Genomic DNA, 23,112 nt, shown 5'->3' on the forward strand with positions numbered 1-23,112 from the left:
TTTTTCAAATAGGCATGCCCCTCTCTCCTTATCAATCAAGTCTATCCCCCTCTCGGGGCATGCCAAATCCTTCTTTTTCAAATAGGCATGCCCCTAACTCCTTATCAATCAAGTCTTTTCCACTCTCGGGGCATGCCAAATCCTTCTTTTTCAAATAGGCATGCCCCTCTCTCCTATCAATCAAGTCTGGAATTTTACATGCAATACCCATCCACCCTATTGCATGTGAGAAAGGCGCCCCTCGGGCGCCTTTCCATATTTCCATATTCCCATAACCTCTTAAGTTTACGCCTTAATCTTTTGCTTTTTGCCCTTTACACCTCGCGCCTTTAGAATTTTCTTGTATGCCTTCAATTTCTTCTTAGGCACCTTGATTTTCGCTTTGGCATTGATCTTGGCAAAAGCATTTTTTCCAACTGATTTTTTGGTCAGTTTAGTTGTTTTGATAATTATCTTCTTAAGGTTCTTGCAACCATAGAATGCATTTTTGCCTATCTTTTTGATGTCCTTTCCTATGGTTATTTTCTTAAGCTTCTTATTATTCTTAAAGGCATTAGCCTTGATTTCTGTGACTTTGGTCTGCTTTTCACTGATCTGGGCTGAAGCAGGTGCAACCGGCTTAGAGACGGTCGATGGTGCAACAGTTGAACCTGGCGCTGACGTCGTCGATGGTGCTGCAGTTTCAGTAGGCTTTGGTGTCGATGATGGTGCTGCAGTTTCAGCAGGCTTTGATTTTGAAATTATGCGAGTTTCTGTATGAGTTGGATCATTCTTACAAACTCGAATTTCTATTCCGTCCTTTGTTTCAGTTGCCGGAACTGAAACTTTCCAATCTCCCCAATCATGCTCTATTACAAATTCTGGGGATGTGGCAATAAAGCAACCGTAAGTTCCCATATCCTTATAGTTATCTGTCTTCCACTTTTCTCCGTTTACCGTCATCGAAAAAACCTTTGGAATAGTGCAAACTTTGTTTTCCCCGCCGTATAGTCCAAACATGGCTTCAAGCCTGTAGGTTCCGCATGTAAATTTGTCTCCCCAAAAACATGGTACCCACAAATCACCATCTTTTCTCTTCCAATTTACTGTTCCTCCAGAATTATATTCCACTGGCATTCCCACAGTAACGCTAAAAGCTGGGTTTTTCATTTCAGCTCCGACAATAGGAGTTATTGGTATACTGGTTTCTGCCTCAATCTTATCGATTGATATCATTTCTTTTAATTCAATTTCAAAATCTAATGTCTCAGAACCCTTATACCAACCTATTCCTTCGACATTGATTGTTGCCTTTCCCGGAAATTTATTATTGCTATAGCTAAGTGTATAATCTGTTCCCAGCGTGAGTTCCTTACCATCCAGACTCACATCCAGCTCAGGTCTGATCGGCTCTCCGGTATATTCCCAAACACCATTCCCGGTCATTTTGATTTTGCATTGTTTCAAATCATATTTACATTGAAATCTACTGGACTCGGTATTCGTTGCTTCCTCACCGTTAATGAATACTTTAAAATCCGGTGCCATGTCTTTTGCCACATCAGTATTATACAAAGTGCCGGAAATAGCCGCAACAATATAAGTCACCGCCCAAACTGATGAAATGTCTGTTGTATAATAATATCCCGCTTCAAAAGCCTCTCCACTTTCCATCGCAACCGGTTCCTCATTGCCCGTTGATTTTTTCCATCTATCTTTAGCCACACTTTCTAAGTTATTGACAAATTGAGAAGTAAATGCATTTGCAGGTACTGTGGTAAGCTTAATATTGTTAGATGGCAATTCTCCTGCTTCCGGCTCAGGAACTTCAAAGTGCACTTCATGCACTAGCCCGTCATTTTCTTCTGTCACTTCATATTCTGGTGAACCTGCATAAATAAATACACCCTCTTCGTCAACTGTATCATTCGTCCAAAGCTGTCCATCAACAGTTATCGCTGTTTCTTCAGAAAACTTATATTTACTGTTCTCATTACCAAACAAGCCAAATTCAATTACAAATCTATAGGTTCCCTGTGTAATAGCATCGCCAAATCTACAAGTATCCCATGTATCACCATTCTTTTTTTTCAAACTCCATTGATTGGTCCAAGGCACGCTGCCTTTATCAGTATTGACTTCAAGGGTTGGATTTTTAACTGTATTTCCTACCTTGAGAATAGATGAAATGTCCGATGTTGCCGTAACTTCATTTACTTGAATCAAGTCATCTCCCGCACGCACTACCTGCCCCGGCACTACGCCAACTATCAGAGCTAGTGCTAGCACTATACCTACTATCCTTTTTCTTAACAATTTCATAAAAAACTCCTTTCACAATTAAGATTTTTTTCTCTTTTTATGCACATTTCTTATGGTTTTCTTCTTTTTGGTGCGAACATTTTGCCGTCTTTCTTAGCCTGTGATGCAGCCTTATGCCTTGGCCGAATCAGACACTTTTTATCAAAACCAATCAGATCTTCTCTCCCTGCCTTGACCAGTGCCTCGTAGACCAAATCATAATTAGCGGGATTGCGATACTGAATCAGTGCGCGCTGCATCGCCTTCTCATGCGGGTTTTTGACCACATAAACCGGCTTCATATCTCGGGGGTCGATTCCTGTATAATACATGACCGTAGACATGGTGGACGGCGTCGGATAGAAATCCTGCACCTGTTCCGGCATATAGCCGAAATCTCGCAAATATTCCGCAAGGGCCACAGCCTCCTTCATCGTACTTCCAGGGTGGGATGACATCAGGTAGGGAACTACAAACTGATTCTTTCCCATTTGTTTATTTAATCTTTTATAGCGCTGGATAAAACGCTCATATACCTTGTTTTCAGGTTTTCCCATTCTCATAAGCACCGGATCTGCGATATGTTCCGGCGCAACTTTTAGCTGACCACTGATGTGATGTTCTACAAGCTCACTGAAAAACGTATCATCCGAATCTGCAAGCAAATAGTCGAAGCGTATACCTGAACGCACGAAGACCTTTTTCACTTTGGGCAGTTTTCTGAGCTTGCGCAAAAGAGCCAGGTAATCACTGTGATCCACGTGGAGATTCTCACATGGTTTTGGGAAGAGGCACTGCTTGTTTTTACAAACACCGTATTTTAACTGCTTCTCACAGGATGGATGCCTGAAATTCGCCGTCGGTCCACCCACATCATGGATATATCCCTTAAAATCCGGCATAGCTGTTATCTTTTTGGCCTCTTCGATGATTGACTCGTGACTTCGCACTTGCACGGTGCGCCCCTGATGAAATGTCAGGGCACAAAAATTGCATCCGCCAAAACAACCTCGATTGCTAATCAACGAAAACTTTATCTCGGATATGGCAGGCACTCCACCCTCCGCTTCATAAGAAGGGTGATAATTTCTCATATAGGGAAGTGAATATATGTCGTCCATCTCCTGCACAGAAAGCGGCGGCTGTGGGGGATTTTGCACCACATAAACTCCGTAGGGATACTCCTCCACCAACACCTTCCCCGTAAAAGGGTCCGTATTGTCATACTGTACCTTGAAACTCTCAGCATAAAAGCGCTTTTCTTCCTTCATCTGTTCATAGGATGGAAGTCTTATCTCATCATAAAACAAACTCTCATCCGTGGTTTTGTACACGGTTCCCTTGATAAACGTAATATCGGAAATATTCAGCCCACTGTCAAGCGCATCTGCAATCTCCACAATCGACTTTTCTCCCATTCCATAGGAAATCAGATTTGCACTACTGTCAAGGAGTATTGACCTCTTAAAAGAGTCCGACCAATAATCATAGTGCGCCATACGCCTCAGGCTGGCCTCAATCCCGCCAATAATTATCGGGATGTTCTTGTAGGCTTTACGAATCAGATTACCATAAACCACAGTGGCATGATCGGGACGCTTCCCAACCTTTCCACCGGGAGTATAGGCATCCACTGTACGACGCTTTTTCGATACATAATAGCGATTAACCATGGAGTCCATATTTCCACCACAGACCAAAAAGGCCAATCTCGGCTCACCAAGAATGGATATACTGTCTGGATCCTTCCAATCAGGTTGGGAGATTATCCCCACCGAATAACCATGAGCCTCCAAAACCCTGCTGATAATCGCAGGACCAAAAGACGGATGATCCACATAAGCATCTCCGATAACGAAGACAAAATCAAGTTGTGCTATATTCTGCTTTTCTAAATCCTCTTTACAGATTGGTAGGTAGTCAGACATTTTTTTCCTCCGTTATGAATCTTTTCTTAGAACTTTAAATTACACCTTTATTTTACCATTATTATTTCAATCTGTATAGTGAATAAATGGGTTTCAAACATTTCTCTTAAATTCAGTCTTACAAACTGAGTTACGAACTTTATCAAATCGCCATAATGCGCTTTTCAAGTCATTATCAAGCCTCTTCTCAATCTCGGGAATTAGCTCATTCGGAAAACCATAGTAAGCCTCCGCCATAGCTGTTGCTATACAGGTAAGTGTATCACAGTCACCGCCTAGCGATACCGCAGTCCTCACTACATCTATAAAACTTTGCCCCTCTAAAAAGGCTGTAATGGCTTCCGGAACAGTCTCCTGGCAGCTTTCCACGTGATGATATGTGGGTCTTATCTCATCGCAATTCCTCGATAAATCATAAGCAAATTCTCGCACGACATAATCCCTGATATATTCTTTATCGTATCCATTTCTCGCAAGATATATGACCGATGCCGTTGCCTCAGCACCCTTGATCCCCTCAGGATGATTGTGCGTCACCTCAGCCGTCCATCTAGCCACCTCTCGCGTTTTATCAAGTGAGTCATATAACCATCCAACTGATGAAACACGCATGGCAGAACCATTGCCATAACTGCCATATGGTTCACTGTCGGCTGAAAAGATCCACCTGCTAAAGTTATTACCATACCCGGCATCGGGATACTTTCTCCCCCAACGCTTCATGTTTTGGATTATATCATACTTAATAACTTCCTCCGAAGCACTGCTATCACCTACGTCATGCTTTATAAGCGCTTCAGCCACCGCTATACTCATAACAGTGTCGTCCGTGAACTCACTCTCCTCGGTAAAAAGCCTGAATTCCTTGGTCTTATCTCCTCTGTCAAACTCAAACCTACTTCCAACAATATCTCCCATAATCGCACCATACATTGTAATCAACTCCTATCTTCAATGAATATTTTATCGTTACAATGCAAATATAGCACAATCTGGAAGGAAAATGGTCAAGCGGGAGTTTACCTTGCCATGTTAATCAAAGTCATACTTCATAAAGTTTCCATTGTGCTTAAAACCATATGATTCATACAACTTTACACCCATATCAGAAGCCGTAATATAGATTGTTCCACAACCATAGTCCTTAGCTTCCTTCACTACTCTATCCAGTAACTCAGTGGCAATGCCACATCGTCTATAATTCGGATCAGTGTACATACTTGACAGAATTCCCAGTTTTCCTGTAGGGCACGTGAAGTACGGTGGTTTTTCCGCAAATGACATACCACTCGTTCCAACTATCTTATCCCCATCAAAAGCGAGCCAGGAAACGTAGGTGCCCGCAGCCATGTTTCTATTATAAAAATCCATCAGCGATGCTTCGAGATTAACATCCTTCGGAACCGTTCTGCCCTCAGATGTATACTCCTCTGTCAACTGGTCTATTCTCATTTTTATTATTCTGTCTAATTCATTCTCTGTTAGGCGCTTATAAATAATGTTCATTGTGGTTCACTCCTTAATAAATTTCTTATAGATTTTATCAATTTCATCGCTTTCTTTATATCCAACTTTAGAACATTTAGATGCAAATTTTATAATCTGTTCGTCGGAATAATAATCGTTTCATTTTATTACGTCAATTATTGCGACATTACAACGATTCTGAAATTTGTCCAAAACAATACTCTATAAAACAAAGCATATTTGTTTCTTTTATGCCATTGAGTTTGCTTGCAAATTCACGCACCTGATTTAACGTATCCGCACTTATTGGATCCGTATTTATAGGGAAAATCCTGCTATAATATGTACCTTTTTGAGAATCCTCGATTCTCTTTACCATTATTCCTGCCTTGAGCATTACATCCTCTAAATTAGAATTATTATAAATAGGAACAATATAATCTTCTAGAGGATGCCCTTTAAACAATTCTCCCGAAATATATTTTCTTTTAGTATCATCATCACAGTCATCTGTATCCATGATGATAAAAAGCTTAAAATTCTTAAGGCTTTTTGACTTTTTATCATACTCTATAACATATTCATTAGCCATTTCCTTCAATGATTTAAACGGCTTTTTACTCAGCATGTTCTTTAGTCCATTAATCTGAATACTACTTTTACCCTTGTCCTTAGCAATAACTTTTACTGGAAGGTGAAGATTAGTATATATATACCTAACCAAACTATATTCCGATTTTCCGTGAACTATTACAGCACATCTAGTATAATTTAAGAAGTTATGAGACACACTTACTCTTCCTCCTTTCCTGCAGTATCTAGTTCATCGATAATTAAATCATAGTCTAATACATCTACAATCGGTACTCCACCAAACAATCCTTTTAAATACATGAGTCTAGGATTATTCGAACCTTGAATTCGAGGATATTTATCTAAGCACTTTACTTCCTTATTTCCTTTATAATCGACGTTGATAAGATACACCGATTTAATATCTATTGATTCAAGCATGTACGTGTTATGCGTAGTTATAATCAACTGTCCATTAATATCATCTAGCATTGATTCCAATACATTCTTTAACAATAAATCATGTATTCCATCATCTATTTCATCATAAATAACTGTTACTCCACAAAATGCACCTAATAAAGATCTTATTATCTCTAAGATATGTTGTGTTCCAGCCGATTCATTAGAAACAGATATCGTCCTAATCTGTCCACCTATCATCTTTTTTACAAATAGTTTATATGAAATTGTCTCAGCTTGATTCTTTCGCTCATAATAAACATCTTTTATATCTGCATAAGCTTGTGTCAAAAAATCTCTAATTATTATCTCTGATTTATCCAATAATGCCTCATGCTCAAGCTTTATCTTACCTTCCTTCAAATCTTCTAATACGTTAGTTGGCTTACCAGCACACACTTCACTACCTGAAGAAGATGATTTCTTACAATGAATTGTTGTGTCATGTAACATATCAAGAAAATCAAACGTGTACTCCAAGTAATTTTCCTTCACGTAATCTTCATTTTTTTCTTCGGTTTCTTTTTGAAAAATGCTCAGCAAAGAATGCTTACCCCAGTATTTATTAATTTCATCTCTAATCTCTGCTTCAACCTTTTTATTTGAAAATAACTTACTAGAAAACACAATTTTAGGATTTGTTTCTCTATAATCTATTTCAAATAAAATACCTCGTTGTTTTCCTGTAAAATAATAAAGTTTTTCATATATAAATCGTTCATCAAATGAAAGTGTATAAATGCCTTCATGTCCGTTTGTTTCAAAACCATATTCCACTGTTGTAGGCTCTCCACATTCGACCATCCTACACTCCTCTCTATTTTTTTGGATACTAGTAGTATCCAGTATCATTTCAATCAATTCAGAAGGAACATCTTTTTCTTTTATTACTTCTTGAAATCTCTCTGTTTGTGTCGCCATTCGGAACGAATCGATTGATTTTCGTAAGAAATCAATACTTGTCACAAAATTCGACTTGCCACTTCCATTTTCCCCATAAATTGAAACAAAATGCTTGGCGCCCTTACCACCATTCTTGAAGTCAAAAGTAACATCTTTAAATGACTTGAAATTCTTTAATTTAACATATGTGAACATTCCATTCACCTCCACGCTCATCATATCATCTTTCACATTTTTTGTCAATAACCTCTCGATTTTTGTTGCTTTTTATATCATTTTTCGCACTCTTTTCGTCTTAGTTCCATTCAACTTCTTCAACAATGTTTTGAAATCAGAAATGGTACACATAAAAAAGAGGACTCCGGTAAAACCAAATACCAGAGTCCAACACTAGAATTCACTATTATTTTCACAACTTGGCGAGCAGTGTACTCTTGTACAACTTTGCTCGTTGGGGAAATTTTCCCCCATCCCCATAAAACAGATTTTTCAAATCTGGCTGCGCTCGTAAACGAGCTTTATTACACTTTGCTGCATTTCAAAGAATCACAATTTTCATAAAATCCATCCAAGATTTCCAAAATCATTCTCAGACTTTCCCACTTTTCCAATTCAAGTTCATCCACAGATTTTAGTAACAACAACTGTTCATCAATCACCCTCATACCGTTTCTGATAGCATCAAAAGTTTTGATATTCCCAACAACAGAAATCTGATTGTACATGCAGCTTTGTGCTACATACAGCGCTTCCTTACGAACATATATGGAGATAAACAGTTCTGCACTTGGTATAAGCTTTGCCGCTGTATCCAACCTTGCTAAATCATTATTCGCCTCCTAATTTGAAATAACACTTATATTTTACCATTCTTATTTCAAGTTGTACAGTGGTTTTTGAAATAAGGTGGTTGTTTGTCTATTCTTATTTCAATAAGTGCGGAGTTTTTGAAATGAGGTGATTGTTTACTTGACTATACTGCAGTAGCACACTCCTACCCTCTATAATTTTCAATCCACTCACTCATTTCTTCCTCTGTCCAGCCGAACATATTATCCAAAAGCATTTTCCGTCCTTTCTTTTCATCCCCGCCTAGAAAATCGCTCACTTTCTTTAGTATTGCTTCTTCTGGTTTAAGTGGCCCAACAAAAAAATCTGCGGTATACAATGGAGAAACCTCCATAAATGATTTCATATAATATCTAATCATTCCATGCTTTACAGCTCTGATTCTGATTTCCCCATCATCTTCATCAAGATACATCCCTTGCACACAGCAACAATCCCAATTATCCCCTATATCAATAATTACTATTCTTTGATCCGGGACAAATGGCCCCCCCTTTACTTCTAGTAAATCTCCTGGTTTATATGGCACATAAGTGTGTATCTCCCTGTCATCTATATGTGTTCTCAAACCGGCATCTTCTACATATTCATCACTAAAACAACTATTTATAATGACACCATTATGGACAGTATATATGCAAGTCGGCATATACTCTCCCTTATACATAATCCATCTTGTAATACTGGCCCATACATTTCTCTGTTCTTCCGTAGAATACCACTTATCAATATAATCAAGAGCGCCTTTAAATGTGGAAGTAATTATTTCAAATGATAAATTGTCAATATCTTCTATCTCATATAGTCCACATATCTCGACAGAAAACACACCTTCTCCTTCTTTTAGTTCAAGAGATTTCTTGATGGTCTTAATTTGTCTATCATAGTCCTCCAATCTTGCTTCGTGTCTAAACTTCACCCAATCTTCTGCTTGCTTCGTGCCATCGCTAAGAGTCTTGTTGTGTTCATCTTGCTCTACGATATCTTTAATGGATTCAAGGATTTCCAGCTTTGTATCAATTGAAACCGGAGAACAGTACACGATATCCTCAATATACGATACTCCCATACATGGTCCCAATCTCTTTAAATATTCTCTGAGATACTTAGAAGGAACAACCCTATCCAAGATTTCATCATACATATCTTTTTCCCCCATTCACTCTAACTTAGAGATCTATATTTCTATCCCCACATCCCTGATCCACTCCTTAGGAAACCAGCTGTGTAGCATTATGTGATCAGAAGCTAGATCAAACATGATTTTCCTGTATACAGTCAACAAAAATACGATATCAACTTCACCTTTTATATACTTACTAAGTGCAGGGAGAATCTTCATATTTCCGGTACAATCTCCTCTATAGAATTCCAAGTTCATGTAGGTATGTGAAACCTCGTTATATATAGTTCCATCGACATCATTTACAAAATACCCATAAGCTATCATATCTGAATTATCACCACTTCTTTTCATATATTCTGCTGGTTCCCATGTGCTAATGCCTTCTAAGACAAATGGTCCGTCCATATCCCACTTTATATTATCCATATCTTCAGGCACCCAAACGATATCACCTTTTTTGAATGGCGTTGGGAAATCTAACCAAAGCCCTTCAAAAAAATCGTGCAGTATTTCCCACTTTTCTTCTTTTAATTCTGCATAAAATTCCACGAAATCCGGCTCCCCCTTACCCATAAATCTTATTCTCATTTCGTCTTCAACGTTATCTAACGACTGCTTTCGAAACTCATATTCTTCAATTCCGTTTTCCTCAGGAGTACCCCCATAAATTTCACCCAAATCATATATATCTTTATAAAATGCATCTATACAAGCCTGTAATGATGGATAAGAAGTCCAGTGTTCCTCAGTCCACCCCGGGTCTCCCTTATAGTAAAATGAGTATGTATAAACATATCTTCCTTCAAGCTCTTCCTTATAAAACCATTCAATCAACTCATCATTTGCCGCAATATACTCTCTAAGAAAATCATGAAGACTTTTTCTAGACTTACACCACGGTCTCTCATCTATCTCACAGTCAGGCATAGTATCGATAAGCTCTAACCACGCCTTTTTCTTATCTACATACGAAAGAGACTTGCATTGGTAAATCAACCATGAAGTCTCAATAGAATTAAACTTGTAATCTAGTTTTTTAAGGTGTTCTCTGATATCCGATGAGTTTACAAAAGAAAAAATGTCCATAAGTCCACGCCCTTTCTTTAATAAAAATCCTTGTTGTCTTAAGTATAATGCTGAGAGTGGACATTTTCTGTCCATATAATCTTGATTTCAAGAAATTATTTTTGCTGATGAAATCAGGGCTCTGTATGATGTGTTTTATTTCAACTAAAGTAAAAAAAGCGTAACAACCATAAAACTGCTACGCTAAAAAATTGCCTTAGGGGATACATCAATTATTCAAGAATTCTAGCTATACGCCCCCCTCCTACTGTACGTCCACCCTCACGGATAGCGAATGTAAGACCCTGATCCATAGGGATTGGGTGGATGAGCTCGATTGTCATCTCTACGTTATCACCAGGCATGCACCACTCTATTCCTTCTGGAAGCTCGACAACACCAGTTACGTCAGTTGTACGGAAGTAGAACTGTGGACGATAGTTGTTGAAGAGTGGAGTATGACGTCCACCCTCGTCCTTAGTCAACACGTGCACCTGAGCAGTAAACTTTGTGTGGCATGTCAATGTACCTGGCTGAACAAGTACCTGTCCACGCTCGATCTCTGTCTTCCAGATTCCACGAAGTAGTACACCAACGTAATCTCCGGCCTGAGCCTCATCAAGTTCTTTGTGGAACATCTCGATACCAGTTACAACAGACTTCAATGTCTCATCTTTGATACCTACAATTTCGATTTCATCGTTAAGGTGAAGTGTACCAGCCTCTACACGTCCTGTAGCAACAGTACCTCGGCCTGGGATATTAAAAATGTTCTTTACAGGCATCACGAATGGCTTATCTGTATCACGCTCTGGATCTGGGATATACTCATCAACAGTATCCATAAGCTCCATGATAGCGTCTCCCCACTTGCTGTTAGGATCTTCCAAAGCACCAAGAGCTGATCCCCTTATGATTGGGCAATCTGAGAATTCATAGTCTTCAAGAATCTCAGTGATCTCCATCTCTACGAGCCCAAGAAGCTCTTCGTCATCAACCATGTCACACTTGTTCATGAATACGATGATGTAAGGTACACCTACCTGACGAGAAAGAAGTATGTGCTCTTTTGTCTGAGCCATTACACCGTCAGTAGCAGCTACAACAAGGATAGCTCCATCCATCTGAGCAGCACCAGTGATCATGTTCTTAACGTAGTCAGCATGTCCTGGACAGTCAACGTGTGCGTAGTGTCTCTTTGCTGTCTCGTACTCAACGCGAGCTGTTGAAATCGTGATACCTCTTTCACGCTCTTCTGGAGCCTTGTCGATATTTGCAAAGTCTACAGCCTCGTTACCAGCTACTCTTGCAGCAAGTGTAGCTGTGATAGCAGCTGTAAGTGTTGTTTTACCATGGTCTACGTGTCCGATAGTTCCAATGTTAACATGGGGTTTATCTCTAATATACTGTTCTTTCTCACCATTATTTTGTTTTTGAGAGTCTTCATAAGACTCGACATGATAATCTTCTGTATTATTTTCAATAACTCTTTTATTTTGTGGTTCTAAATATTGGTCAATTATTTGAGTAAGTGTATGTACTTCTTCATTTTGATTTTCATACATATCAATAAAGTTGTACAGTTCGTATAACTCTTCATATGATATACCAAGAGACCTTGCAGCCATACATAATTCTCCTATGTATGTATCTGTTCTACTAACTTTATCTGTATACATAATTAAAAGAACCCAAAAAACAAAAATATGGCCTGCCCTTTTATCATATTCTTTACAGATACTATAGAACTCTTGTATTTCTTCCCTAAGTAAATTCCTGTCATAAAACTCATGATTTGGAGTATTAGCATGCCTAGAATACCATGGATCAATACATTTAAACTCTCCCCTTTTTTCATCATATTCATTAGATAAAACAAGTACAAAAGCATCTTTTAATATACCTTTACCTGCATCACCAAGTGTGTTCTTCTGAAAAAACAAACGTAATGGAGAACGATTATTTTTCAAGTTTGTCCTCTTTTTTAAATACTTTTCATTATGTTTATATAGTTCTTGATTTATTTCAGGACAAATAAACTCTTTATAATATGAATAATCCACAGCCTTATTAATAGTTTCAAAAATCATTCCAGCAGCATCTAGAGCAAGGTTAGAGATAATTGATGGTGTTGAAGATTCATCTGACTCTTCATCATTTTTGCTCTTGCTACAAACTAACTTTTTTACCTTTACAAAATCAATAATTTCCTCATCAATTGCGGCATTTTGCGAATTTAACATCTCACTATCCTTACAAAAAAACTCTTGTGGACAACCACACTCAGGGCATGCCTCAGCTTTAGGTAATACCATCTGTCCACAATCTGGACACTCTACCAAATTCATATAACAATCCTCCTTTTGTTTGCTAGGAACAATCTAAAACTGTATATTTCTTACAGAATTATCTCCTGTTTTCCAATGTCCAAAAGCTTTCCATTCTGAAATACTATTGCCATGCCCCCCTCCAAATCAAACTTATAATTACACATAATTGCTACCGTTTGATGCATCTCATCTCTTGGAACAAACAAATATTGGGGTACAACATATTTAAAAATATTATCTATGTTATTACTTCCTATCTCTTTTCGATTATTTGTAAGACAGTATTCTTTGACACTTTCTAAAGCGTCATCAGTTTCTTTTGAAAACCTCAAAAATGATTTAACTGCCTCCTTCTGTGATTCCAACACTTCTTCATCACTATAACAATCATATGTTATATCTAAATCAAATTCTCTTCCCCACAAATTATATTCTATTTTATTCATCAAAATCACCTCCATCGGTCATCTGCTCACATTTTCTACACTCACTAACACCACCTAAATGTCCAAAATAATCATTAATTTTTTGTGGGATTAGATCACAAGTCTTCATATCATTTCTTTCATGCCATGAATAACCATTTTCTTTTCTCCATTGAGCAACATCTCGTGCCGTCCAATCATTTTTACCATCACGTCCTTCCTTATTCCACTGTTCTGCACATTGTTCGTCACATTGTTTGAAGTTTTCAGCACGGTTGCTAGTCATATTGTTAATCTCAACCGTCGACTCTGATACCTTCGAAAAATCCGGAATGGCATCTTTATAATCAATTCCATCTAATCCATATTTGCCCAACAGCGCCTTAATTTCCGGATCACTAGGGATAAACTTAGATTCACCCCGTGGTCCATCCCATTCGCCGCGTTCACTATTTTCCTTTGGTGTTTGATTTATTCGCTCTTCATATTCACTTTTGTAATCATTTTCCTTTTTTTCAACTTCTTTATTCTCCTCTAATAAATCGTCTACATTCTCAACTTGATTAACATCATTGTCTCCAAGATGCATATTTTCATCATTATTGAATTCCAATGGCTCATCTAATGCTCTTAATCGCTCCTCAAAACCATTTTCAATATTACTAATCTTTTCATCCTTCATCTCATTATGAAAACTTTTGTCATTATCGCAATGTAATGGTTCATCTAGATTTTTTAATCTATACTCAAAATCATTTTCGGTGTCCACCTTTTTTGACCCTAGATCCGATTGAGCATTAAATTCTGATTCACTTAAATACATAGGCAAATCTAATACTTCCAATCTCTTTTCAAAAGCCATTTTATCATTTACACTACTTTTTGCAATTTCAGACATCTCATGCAAAGTAAAAACTTCCATAATATCACCACCTTTTATTCACAAAAAAATCCTTCCAGTTCTCATATACTTTGAAATTAGATGAATCTATTCTCACCGCCTCATGTAATATACACTGAGAAACAGCAAGTGTAATTTCGGAAGATAAATTTTCTGTATATTTTTTTATATCTTCATTAATCGCATCTTGTAGACGATTTGAATCATCACCCATTTCCATATAATAGTTAATCCTATTACGGCAATTTAAGATTTCTACTATCAAATCAGAAATATAATTCATAGAATTCTTCCCATAAACAACACTATCCTTTGCATTTATATTATCATCCATTATTTGTTTAAGTTGAATTTTTGTTTTTGACGAAAAATCAGAATTTTCTATCTCTTTTTCAACCTTTTTGTAATCTAATTCTATGATTTCCTTCACTCGTCCCCTTAAAAGCATTTTAATCAACTCAGAATAATCTTTTTTTTGCTTTGATACTTTTTTTTCATCCATATCGTATGAATACTCTGAATCATCACAATCATACTTTTCTACTTTGCATAGAACTGATTCAACCCAATCATTTTGATAAATAGCGGCAACGCCACATGGCAGTTTAGACAATTCCCTTATTTGTTCATCATCAAGATTTGCTGCCCTTCCTACTAATTCTCTGTCCTCCAAATCTGGCAATCTTAATATTATCTTAGTATTTGTATTTCTTATAACCGACTTATCCAAAAGACCCGGAGCTTGGTCCGCAATGATAAATCCTTCACCAAAAGTTCTCATTTCAGCAATTGCATTAGTCAACATTTCTACACTTTTTCCAGTTATATTTGAACTTTCTTGGCTTTGTTCAGTAGATGTCTTTTTCAACAAATTATGAGCCTCTTCTAAAACTGTCACATGTCTCAACGTTGAATTCATTTTATTCTTTTTAGCCATTCTATACTCTTGCATCTTAATAATAAGCATGCCCATTATTAAAGACTTAGTTTCTATAGATCCCAAGCGACTTAAATCTACTATAACATTATTATCAAATAGTGTACTTCCTTCCAACTCATCATCAGAAAAAATGAGTTTGTTCAATCCAAAGGAAAGTGACTCAAGTCTAGTTAATAAGGCACCTTTGTAAGCTCCTTTATTTTCCGAATCATAATCACTACTATCAATTATACTTCTTACATTTCTCGTCACATCCATAAATGTTGGATAAATTCTTTCTTCATAACAATTTTTTGACTCTACCAACTCCCATCCACAATCCAAATACGATTTTTCAATCGCATTTTTCAAAACAGCCGGCATAGCAGCATACATTGGCCAACACACATTAAAAATATCAATCAATCTATCTATATGTTCCAAAACATGAATATTATCTGCAAAACTAAAAGGATTGATTTTTAAAATATCTGCCAAATATGGATTTGTACCAAACACTTTAACATCATTTCTATTACCAAAAATATTTTTATACTCTCCCTTAGCAGGTTCTATTATCATAAAATTCACATCTTTATCGTTTAGGTTGTCTATCATATTATAAATTGTATTACTTTTTCCAGAACCCGTAGATCCAGTAACAAATGTATGCATAGCTAAGCTATCCTTATCAATTCTTACATTACTATTTTCCCATTTCTTTCCCATATGATATATTTTACCCATGCTGATTGATTCTGCTTCATTATATATATTGACATTACGTCCAAAAGAAGCCATTTCAACAACAGATAAACCATTTATTGATTTTTTTGGTAAACCCATACTAGTTGATAATTCCTCAGAACTGTGAATTGTCGCTGCATTAAGAAGTGTTTTACTGTCATATGGACTCATAAACTGTGGATGAGACATTTTTTGGATAAATCTTTTTACTTTTTTTGCATCATTTCCCATCCAATAATTCACATGACTAGCTTCATAGGAAGACAAATCTCCCTTTTTTAATCCATTATAAATATTTGCAGCAACGGCAGTTGTTTGGGGATTATTCGAGAGTATATAAGCACAACAATTGAATGCACCAGATCCATCGCATTTATCTATTCTTTTTATCTGATTTTCTATTTTTTCTAGGAAAGCTTTAGCTGTATAGTTTTCACTAGTCATCTGTATGTTTTCCCCAATTGATTTAGTATTTGAAATCCCTTTCGTATTACTTGACTGTCTCGATTGAGACTGTGTTTCTGTTAAACTTTCGGTGGATCCTGTTGTCACATTATGGGTTTCCCCATATTGTTTTGTCTCTCCTTTTGTTTTCGATCTGGTCCCAACTAGCTTTCCAACAACTGCACCTCCAGCCACAACACCCGCTGCCAACGGCAGTCCAACCCCAGATATAGCAAGTGCTCCTCCAATCACAGCGGTTGCACCTGTGATTAGTCCGTCATAATTTTTGCTCGCAGTTTTGGATTTTGTAATAGAAGTACTCTTATTCCATCCATTAGTTTCTGAATAATTAGTTGATAATGACGTACTATGGGATAATGTATCAGTTATTCCTTTTGTTTCTGATTCAGATAAACTAATAGAATCAGAAGAAGTTATGGTTCTTGTTATCATCTTCAAAGGCGAAAACTGACTATAAATTGACTCTAAACCTCTTCTTGACAATAACAAACTATTTTCATCAACCGGATCGGCAATAATAACACAAGTATAAACACTATCCTCCATTGAATCAACCAAGTGTTCAATACCTTGTACATATTTTTCAAATTCGCTTTTATCCCCTTCTCTCTCTGAGGTTATCACTGATACTGATGATACATACTCATACCTCTCAATGTTATCTAATATTCCTTGAATATTTCCCTTTTTTTGGTTTATTATTTCAATTCCGGGGAAATTTCCTTTCATCGCACTTTCAAATATCTTACCCTTAGAAGCAACATCAGGATTTTCCGTACTTTTATCAACGACGCCCATATAATACTCAACTCTATCTTCATCACCACAAACTATAGTGACTACTGTTGCTCCAATAGAATATACAGTATTAAATACAGATATCATTTTACTATTCACGTCCTCATGAGAATCTTTCACCAATCTAACAAAGCGATACAAACGAGTATAATCAGATATGTCAACTCCTTTTATTTCTTCAGGAAGATTGGCAATTTCATACTTATCTAAATCATATAAATAACTCTTTGAAACCACACTCTCAGCGAAACTTAATGATTCTGATAGTTGCATTGTTTTTTCATCTACTAACATTCCCATTGACCTACTCCTTTCCGCCACTTAACACACGACGAGCTTTCTTTAGAGCTTTCTGCAAAGGTGAGCATTTCCTTCGATCAGGACACTCTTCGCACTTCATTTTTTTATTTTCATACCTACAAGAATCTACTTTTTTAGGAGTAGCACTCCGATTATTAGAATTAATATTGCTACGGCCACCGGAACAATTATTTTCATAACCTCCCGATGGCTTTCTTCCTTTTTTTCGCTTTTACCAGATGCCATCTTTTGCCTTTTCGGCGTTTTGGAATCTTCAGTATTTCCACTTATCAACTTTCCTATTTTTTTACAATCATCAATTCTTTCTGAACAGAAATTTTCTCCTAATCTGATTACTGCTTCATTCAAATCATCAAAAGAAAAATCGTTTTTTTCTGCCGATACTAATTCACCTTCAAGCATACTTTCACGTACCTTAATATTTCTTTCATTTTCTACATAATTCAACGTCTCATCAAAAACATTATCAGAGAAATCCTGACAAGTATATATCAAATTACATAGAACCTGACGAATTGTGTCTACATCATTGTCCCTTATACCCTCTTCAATCAAATCAAATTTTTTCATGAATATACCTCGCTTTCGTTAGTTGTTCAACTTCTTATCAAATTCAAACTGATTTTAATTCAAGCAAGTCATTAATCTTGCTCCTGTACTCTTTTACAAAATCAGCAATCTTCTGATTTTCCTCCACTCTTTTCTCAACTTCTGGAATCCTTTCTGTATCTGCTTTAAGTTTCTTCAACTCATCTTCAATAACCATGTATATGTCATCAAAAGTTTTCTTGAAATAATTCTTGTACTCTAAAATTTCACTTTCTACTTCTTTATACTGATCTTTTATGCAGTTTATAATATCACGTTGTATACGCGTTATATTATCAGAAACAAACTTTTGAAAATCTATACTTGTTCCGACTTTTACCTCATATTCTTCAGTAATTGTGTCTGGTTCCGTAAATGCTTTAATTGGATGGAATAAGCATCCAAAAAAGCCTCTTGGTTTATCTGGATTTTCGACTTCTCGCTCTCTGGTTTCATAAACATCCTTTTCATATCCGCCTAGCTTATTCAACGATAAGGTTGAAGAAAAATCAGCATGACTTTTATTTTTGGAAACAGCAGATAGTTTTCTAAAGTCAAATCCAGAAATATTTATATTGTTTAATAGGTTTTCAACTTCTCCTTTGTATTCATTTATCATTTCATCACAAGTCTTTATAATCCCTTTTTCAATTGATCTTTTTAATCCAGCATCAATTTCTTCCTGCAAATCACTTAAATCATCTTTAAACTCATGATAGAGTTCATCTGCTTCGTATTTTCCAACAGACTTGCATCCATTATAAGAAGATGAAAGTTCTCCTACTCTTCTTTTTATCTTTTTTACATACTCATCGCCATTTCCTACAGACAATTTATCAATTCGCTTCTTATAATTATTCACAACAATTTTTGCATCTTTATGCCTTTTTTCTGCACTATCTATTTCTTCTCTTACCTTTTCAAGGAACTCTCTATCTTCCGTAATCTTTGATTCAAAATTATATTTTTGTTCAAGTTCATCAAGAATCAAAATAGTATTCTTCACGGCGTCATGAATTTTAATTGGAAGCGCATACTTCTCAGTGTACTCTGCAATCATACATTCTAACGCTGGTACACCTGTATGAATAAGCGCTTCTTCATCCCATGTATCATGATTTTTATGATATATTTCTACTTGTTTTCTTAGTTTTTCTCTAACAGACGGCGTAAGAACTGCATTTTTTTCAAAATGCAATAACTCTTCCTCCACAAAATCATCTACCTTATTCAATTCATTTTTTTCAAAACGAGTTAGCTTCGCTCCTTTCTTACTCTTTCTAATTTGTAGAGCCATATATGCTGTTGTAGGTATAAGAATAGGATCATTTATTCCAAATGTAGCTAGGTATTCCCTTACATCATTTAATGCCTTATTAACAGTTTCTCCTTTTCCTTCATCCAACATATCACATTTATTAAGAACAAATATAAATCTGTCATGGGATTGTTTACCCTCCCTTTTCATTGCTTCTGATATGTCTTTTAAAAGCTGATAATCATCTTTTGTGGCAAATGCTGTTGCATTCATTACATATAGCACAATTGCATTTGTATTCTTTATTATGGTTTTTGTTAGTCTTCCATGATTTTCATTACGAGAATTATTTGGTCCCGGAGTATCATTCAGACATAATCTAAGATTTTCACTTGAAATCGCTGGAATATCACCTTCAATGTCAAGAAACGTTACCTTTTCATCATTGTTATACTCTCTTAATAAATCAGGATATGCTTCAGTTTTTTTATGTACTACATTTCCCTTTGAATCTTTACACTCAATTGTAAAGCTTGTCATATCATCATTATCAAGTATTCGAGCAACAGTAGCAGTACATGCTTTATTCTCCGATGGAAGAATTTCTGTGTGAAGTATCGAATTAATTAATGTGGATTTCCCACTACTCATAGTAGCTATAACGCTAACTTCAAAAATACCATTTTTTGCTTCTTCATATACATCAAAGACATCCTGTCCATCCTCATTTTTTTCCATTAACTGAGGTATTTCTTTGTCTTTTAATTCATAAATAGTTCTCTCCAATTTATCTACAAACTCTTTATCACTTGCCACTTCTATAAACTCTAATTCAATATCGTTATCTCCAGAAGACTTACTCTCAAGGCACAAATTCACACTTTCCTGAAGATCTTCGAAATCTATTTTCCTTCCCTTAAATAACAACCTCACATCATCATTGCACTCTTCAAGTATTTCCTCTACTAAACCATTCCAATTATCAGCCTCTGATAGGAGAATCTGCATTCTTTCGTTAGATTTTGATCCTATTTTACTTTTAGGTGCTAAAACTTCTTCTCCTTTTTTAAAAATGCTCCTATTAAGATATGGATTAAATTCGATTGAAAAATTAGTCATACTATTACCTCCTCATTTAATAAACTAAAAATTTGCTCTTTCTGAATTCTTTTTTCTAAATATGCCAATCCTGTATTTTCTAAAGCACGATACAATTCATAATTAAAAATTCTTTCACCATCAATTTCTCTTACTTCAATAGGATTACTATACTCAGATAATACAGAATAATTCATTGCATGAAATCCTTGTGGTTTAAAAAGGTCATAACATTCAAAAAAGCTTCTCTTTTCTAATCTGCTTAATTCCTTTTTATCCAACACCTTTTTAAAAATCGTTGCAGCATATGCGGAAATGCTAATAATTTCAGAATTATTAAAGCCGCTTTTGTCTAAATCCTCCTTTGTTTTCACAACCATGTCCCATATGTCTTCTTTTTCATCATCGATTCGGTCAATTTTATTAAGTACAAAAACAATTCTCATTGCCGGATTATTTTTGATATGATTAGCAAGCGTATTCAATAAATTCTTTCCATCATTGGTACTTGATTGAGTTGCATCTATAACATAAATTATCAAGCCTCCGTGTATCTTCCTTAAAATATTTTTCATAACACTTTCATGTTTTTCATCCCTAGAATTATTGGGCCCAGGTGTATCTATTATCAAAAGATTTTTTTTTGTATTAAGAATATTTTTTATATCTGTCGTCACAAATACTTCTTTATATTCGTCAGAATCATTGGCCGACTCAATTTTTTCCTTTATAAGGAGTTCGCCTAGGCTTTCTCTTTTCTCCTCATATAATTCACATCCCGATTTATCAACAACACATATTTTGTCGTTAACTGCATTATCTACATCAAGTATCGAGAACATCTTTGATGTACAAGCCGCATTTTTACTTGGCATAAGTTCTCTTCCTAATAACGCATTAATAAGTGTGGATTTTCCACTTGACATATTTGCAACAATGATTACTGGGAAAATATTTTTCACATCCACATGCAGCTCATCAGGGAAAAAATCTTTATCAATAATATTTCTACTCGATTGATTAACCCACATTGTCCCCCCTTCTTTAATGCTTTTCGTATTTTTTCTCATTAAATTTCCACATTGTGGGCATTTTATAGCCCTATATGATATATTTTTTTTCCCACATTTCATGCATTTCTTCGTGTTCTTTTTGCTCATAAAAACTCCTTTCGTATCTGCATCAACATTTCTATATAAAAAAAGGAACCAGGTCATTACATTGATCATTCATCCATCTCCAAAGCAAACCTATATACTCATCCTTAATTTTACTGTATTTTTTAAACACGCTTTTGGGGAAAAGATCCTGCTCACTCATAATATCTTTCTCTAATTCTAAAACAATGAAATCTGTTGCATTTCCAACATCAAAATAGTACTCACCCTCTTCCTCATCAATGTCGCACATTTCAAGCAATCTGTCCAAAGACAACGATTCATTTTCCATTGGGGTAAAGTGTTTCTTTACGACCTTTTGAAATGCTTTATCAAACTTTTCAGCAATATAATCCATATTGGGCATTGGTTCAGCTTCTACCGCTTCTTTTATCCATTCTTCCTCTTCAGGCCAATATTTTTTTATTGAATCTATGCAAGTCGAAATAAATTTATCATGAAAAACAAACAAATTCTCCTTGAAAGGTGTATAATACGTATAAGCGTCATCGATAAGCTCTTTCTTTTCCATATCATAATAATGCATCATATCTGATAGTACATCACTTATCGCTTTTTTGCATGCAACTTTCGCTTCAGCCTTTATAGCAAATCCATCATCATTATATAAATCTGCATCACATTCTATTTCGTTTTCATATGTATATAGTTTGTAATCGTCGTCCTCTCCTTCGTAAAAAACATAAGAATCATCGTTATTGTTTCTAAACCCATCTATTAACTCCACTAAAATGCTTTTAAATTCTCTTTTTTCTTCACGTGTCATATACTCATTCCTTTCCAACAAAAAAACCACATCTCATGGAATGAATGCATCTCAAACCGATCCACAACTGGATCATGCAAAACCTCCAATCAACATGGTTGTAAAAAAATACATATTCTTTTTAGAGTAAATCTGTCAAGATTTACTCTATCAACGTACTTATCAACTCAGCAAATAACACCTTTTAGGGTGCACTTACCCTACCCATATTCCCTTTAGGTTTTCAATTTTCAATATCATCCATTCTCAACTTTTTTCTATATTCCCACCATAGATTCGCTTATATAATCCGTCTTCTAAATTGTTAATATTGTACTCTCCCGCCCCGACAAGATACGTCGTTGTATAATGGTCTCATAAATTAAGACACTGAAAAAGACATTTCTTAATGAATCTGATATACTATAATCAAACCAAGAAAGAAGGTACTTATTATGTCCAGATCAAGAAGAAATTTCAGTGCAGAATTTAAAACCAACCTAGTTCTCCAATTGCTCAAAGGCGAGAAAGAATTAAATGTTCTTGCCGTAGAAAATGATATCCAACCAAATCTCCTCCGCAATTGGAAGAAGGAATTCCTTGCTAATGCCTCGCTAGCGTTTGATAACAAACGAGAAGATAACCTCCGCGAAAAACTTGCTGAGGAACGCAAGGAGAAAGCAGCA

17 protein-coding genes and 2 pseudogenes are annotated in these 23,112 nt (G+C 36.0%); 1 reads left to right on the forward strand and 18 read right to left on the reverse strand.

Features of this window, described 5'->3' with window-relative positions; genetic code table 11:
• Positions 1–31 precede the first annotated feature (31 nt).
• The 18 genes and pseudogenes from L877_RS0110975 to L877_RS0111060 form a co-directional block, all read right to left on the reverse strand.
• Positions 32–265, reverse strand: a complete 234-nt coding sequence (locus tag L877_RS0110975) for a hypothetical protein (protein ID WP_026836115.1) — start codon at positions 263–265, stop codon at positions 32–34.
• Between the two features lie 20 nt (positions 266–285).
• Positions 286–2,301: a leucine-rich repeat protein gene (locus tag L877_RS14430; RefSeq protein WP_026836116.1), complete on the reverse strand. Its 2,016-nt coding sequence runs from the start codon at positions 2,299–2,301 to the stop codon at positions 286–288.
• Between the two features lie 50 nt (positions 2,302–2,351).
• Entirely contained in the window at positions 2,352–4,208 is a 1,857-nt protein-coding gene (locus tag L877_RS13115) for a YgiQ family radical SAM protein (RefSeq protein ID WP_084554880.1), read from the reverse strand.
• Between the two features lie 93 nt (positions 4,209–4,301).
• Positions 4,302–5,141 (reverse strand): ADP-ribosylglycohydrolase family protein, encoded by an 840-nt coding sequence (locus tag L877_RS13120; protein WP_034785740.1) that lies wholly within the window; start codon positions 5,139–5,141, stop codon positions 4,302–4,304.
• 99 nt (positions 5,142–5,240) lie between these two features.
• The gene (locus L877_RS0110995; protein WP_026836117.1) at positions 5,241–5,714 is read right to left on the reverse strand and encodes a GNAT family N-acetyltransferase; all 474 of its coding nucleotides are present in this window, start codon (positions 5,712–5,714) and stop codon (positions 5,241–5,243) included.
• Positions 5,715–5,862: 148 nt separating this feature from the next.
• The gene (locus L877_RS0111000) at positions 5,863–6,465 is read right to left on the reverse strand and encodes a hypothetical protein (protein WP_026836118.1); all 603 of its coding nucleotides are present in this window, start codon (positions 6,463–6,465) and stop codon (positions 5,863–5,865) included.
• A gap of 2 nt (positions 6,466–6,467) precedes the next feature.
• Complete coding sequence (locus tag L877_RS0111005) at positions 6,468–7,844, reverse strand: AAA family ATPase (protein ID WP_156923034.1); 1,377 nt, start codon at positions 7,842–7,844, stop codon at positions 6,468–6,470.
• A 290-nt stretch (positions 7,845–8,134) separates the two neighbouring features.
• Positions 8,135–8,440 (reverse strand): annotated as a pseudogene (locus L877_RS0111010) (hypothetical protein); the annotation flags it as partial.
• A 167-nt stretch (positions 8,441–8,607) separates the two neighbouring features.
• The gene (locus L877_RS0111015; protein ID WP_207637265.1) at positions 8,608–9,621 is read right to left on the reverse strand and encodes a hypothetical protein; all 1,014 of its coding nucleotides are present in this window, start codon (positions 9,619–9,621) and stop codon (positions 8,608–8,610) included.
• 18 nt (positions 9,622–9,639) lie between these two features.
• Entirely contained in the window at positions 9,640–10,674 is a 1,035-nt protein-coding gene (locus L877_RS0111020) for a hypothetical protein (RefSeq protein ID WP_026836122.1), read from the reverse strand.
• A 212-nt stretch (positions 10,675–10,886) separates the two neighbouring features.
• A pseudogene (gene tuf, locus L877_RS0111025) lies at positions 10,887–12,068 on the reverse strand (elongation factor Tu); the annotation flags it as partial.
• A gap of 983 nt (positions 12,069–13,051) precedes the next feature.
• Positions 13,052–13,429, reverse strand: coding sequence for a DUF6985 domain-containing protein (locus L877_RS0111030; protein ID WP_026836124.1), 378 nt, complete (start codon positions 13,427–13,429; stop codon positions 13,052–13,054).
• Positions 13,422–14,330 carry an HNH endonuclease gene (locus tag L877_RS13720; protein ID WP_051437836.1) on the reverse strand — a complete coding sequence of 303 codons (909 nt, stop codon included), beginning with the start codon at positions 14,328–14,330 and terminating at the stop codon, positions 13,422–13,424. The genes L877_RS0111030 and L877_RS13720 overlap by 8 nt, the downstream gene beginning before the upstream one ends.
• A 4-nt stretch (positions 14,331–14,334) precedes the next feature.
• Positions 14,335–17,538, reverse strand: a complete 3,204-nt coding sequence (locus tag L877_RS13130; RefSeq protein WP_051437837.1) for a helicase HerA domain-containing protein — start codon at positions 17,536–17,538, stop codon at positions 14,335–14,337.
• A 126-nt stretch (positions 17,539–17,664) separates the two neighbouring features.
• Entirely contained in the window at positions 17,665–18,129 is a 465-nt protein-coding gene (locus L877_RS0111045) for a hypothetical protein (RefSeq protein WP_026836125.1), read from the reverse strand.
• A 43-nt stretch (positions 18,130–18,172) separates the two neighbouring features.
• A complete protein-coding gene (locus L877_RS0111050; RefSeq protein ID WP_026836126.1) occupies positions 18,173–20,524 on the reverse strand; it encodes a dynamin family protein in 2,352 nt (783 codons plus the stop codon).
• Entirely contained in the window at positions 20,521–21,732 is a 1,212-nt protein-coding gene (locus L877_RS0111055) for a dynamin family protein (protein ID WP_026836127.1), read from the reverse strand. Before L877_RS0111055 ends, L877_RS0111050 begins: the two co-directional genes overlap by 4 nt.
• Positions 21,695–22,447, reverse strand: coding sequence for a hypothetical protein (locus L877_RS0111060; RefSeq protein ID WP_156923035.1), 753 nt, complete (start codon positions 22,445–22,447; stop codon positions 21,695–21,697). Before L877_RS0111060 ends, L877_RS0111055 begins: the two co-directional genes overlap by 38 nt.
• A 434-nt stretch (positions 22,448–22,881) precedes the next feature.
• On the opposite strand from L877_RS0111060, the gene L877_RS0111065 reads away from it, so the two are divergent.
• Positions 22,882–23,112, forward strand: a 231-nt coding sequence (locus L877_RS0111065; protein WP_026835439.1) for a transposase, incomplete at its 3' end; no start/stop codon positions are given.

Source organism: Eubacterium xylanophilum ATCC 35991 (genome assembly GCF_000518685.1).
In the GTDB taxonomy this organism is placed as follows: domain Bacteria; phylum Bacillota; class Clostridia; order Lachnospirales; family Lachnospiraceae; genus Eubacterium_F; species Eubacterium_F xylanophilum.

Bases quoted from the DNA above. Each gene is read 5' to 3' on its own strand.
- L877_RS14430 (WP_026836116.1), bottom strand. From the start codon at position 2,301: ATGAAATTGTTAAGAAAAAGGATAGTAGGTATAGTGCTAGCACTAGCT.
- L877_RS0111030 (WP_026836124.1), bottom strand. From the start codon at position 13,429: ATGAATAAAATAGAATATAATTTGTGGGGAAGAGAATTTGATTTAGAT.
- L877_RS0111050 (WP_026836126.1), bottom strand. From the start codon at position 20,524: ATGACTAATTTTTCAATCGAATTTAATCCATATCTTAATAGGAGCATT.
- L877_RS0111055 (WP_026836127.1), bottom strand. From the start codon at position 21,732: ATGATCAATGTAATGACCTGGTTCCTTTTTTTATATAGAAATGTTGAT.
- L877_RS0110975 (WP_026836115.1), bottom strand. From the start codon at position 265: ATGGAAATATGGAAAGGCGCCCGAGGGGCGCCTTTCTCACATGCAATA.
- L877_RS0111060 (WP_156923035.1), bottom strand. From the start codon at position 22,447: ATGACACGTGAAGAAAAAAGAGAATTTAAAAGCATTTTAGTGGAGTTA.
- L877_RS0110995 (WP_026836117.1), bottom strand. From the start codon at position 5,714: ATGAACATTATTTATAAGCGCCTAACAGAGAATGAATTAGACAGAATA.
- L877_RS0111020 (WP_026836122.1), bottom strand. From the start codon at position 10,674: ATGGACATTTTTTCTTTTGTAAACTCATCGGATATCAGAGAACACCTT.
- L877_RS13720 (WP_051437836.1), bottom strand. From the start codon at position 14,330: ATGGAAGTTTTTACTTTGCATGAGATGTCTGAAATTGCAAAAAGTAGT.
- L877_RS0111015 (WP_207637265.1), bottom strand. From the start codon at position 9,621: ATGGGGGAAAAAGATATGTATGATGAAATCTTGGATAGGGTTGTTCCT.
- L877_RS13130 (WP_051437837.1), bottom strand. From the start codon at position 17,538: ATGGGAATGTTAGTAGATGAAAAAACAATGCAACTATCAGAATCATTA.
- L877_RS13120 (WP_034785740.1), bottom strand. From the start codon at position 5,141: ATGTATGGTGCGATTATGGGAGATATTGTTGGAAGTAGGTTTGAGTTT.
- L877_RS0111045 (WP_026836125.1), bottom strand. From the start codon at position 18,129: ATGAAAAAATTTGATTTGATTGAAGAGGGTATAAGGGACAATGATGTA.
- L877_RS13115 (WP_084554880.1), bottom strand. From the start codon at position 4,208: ATGTCTGACTACCTACCAATCTGTAAAGAGGATTTAGAAAAGCAGAAT.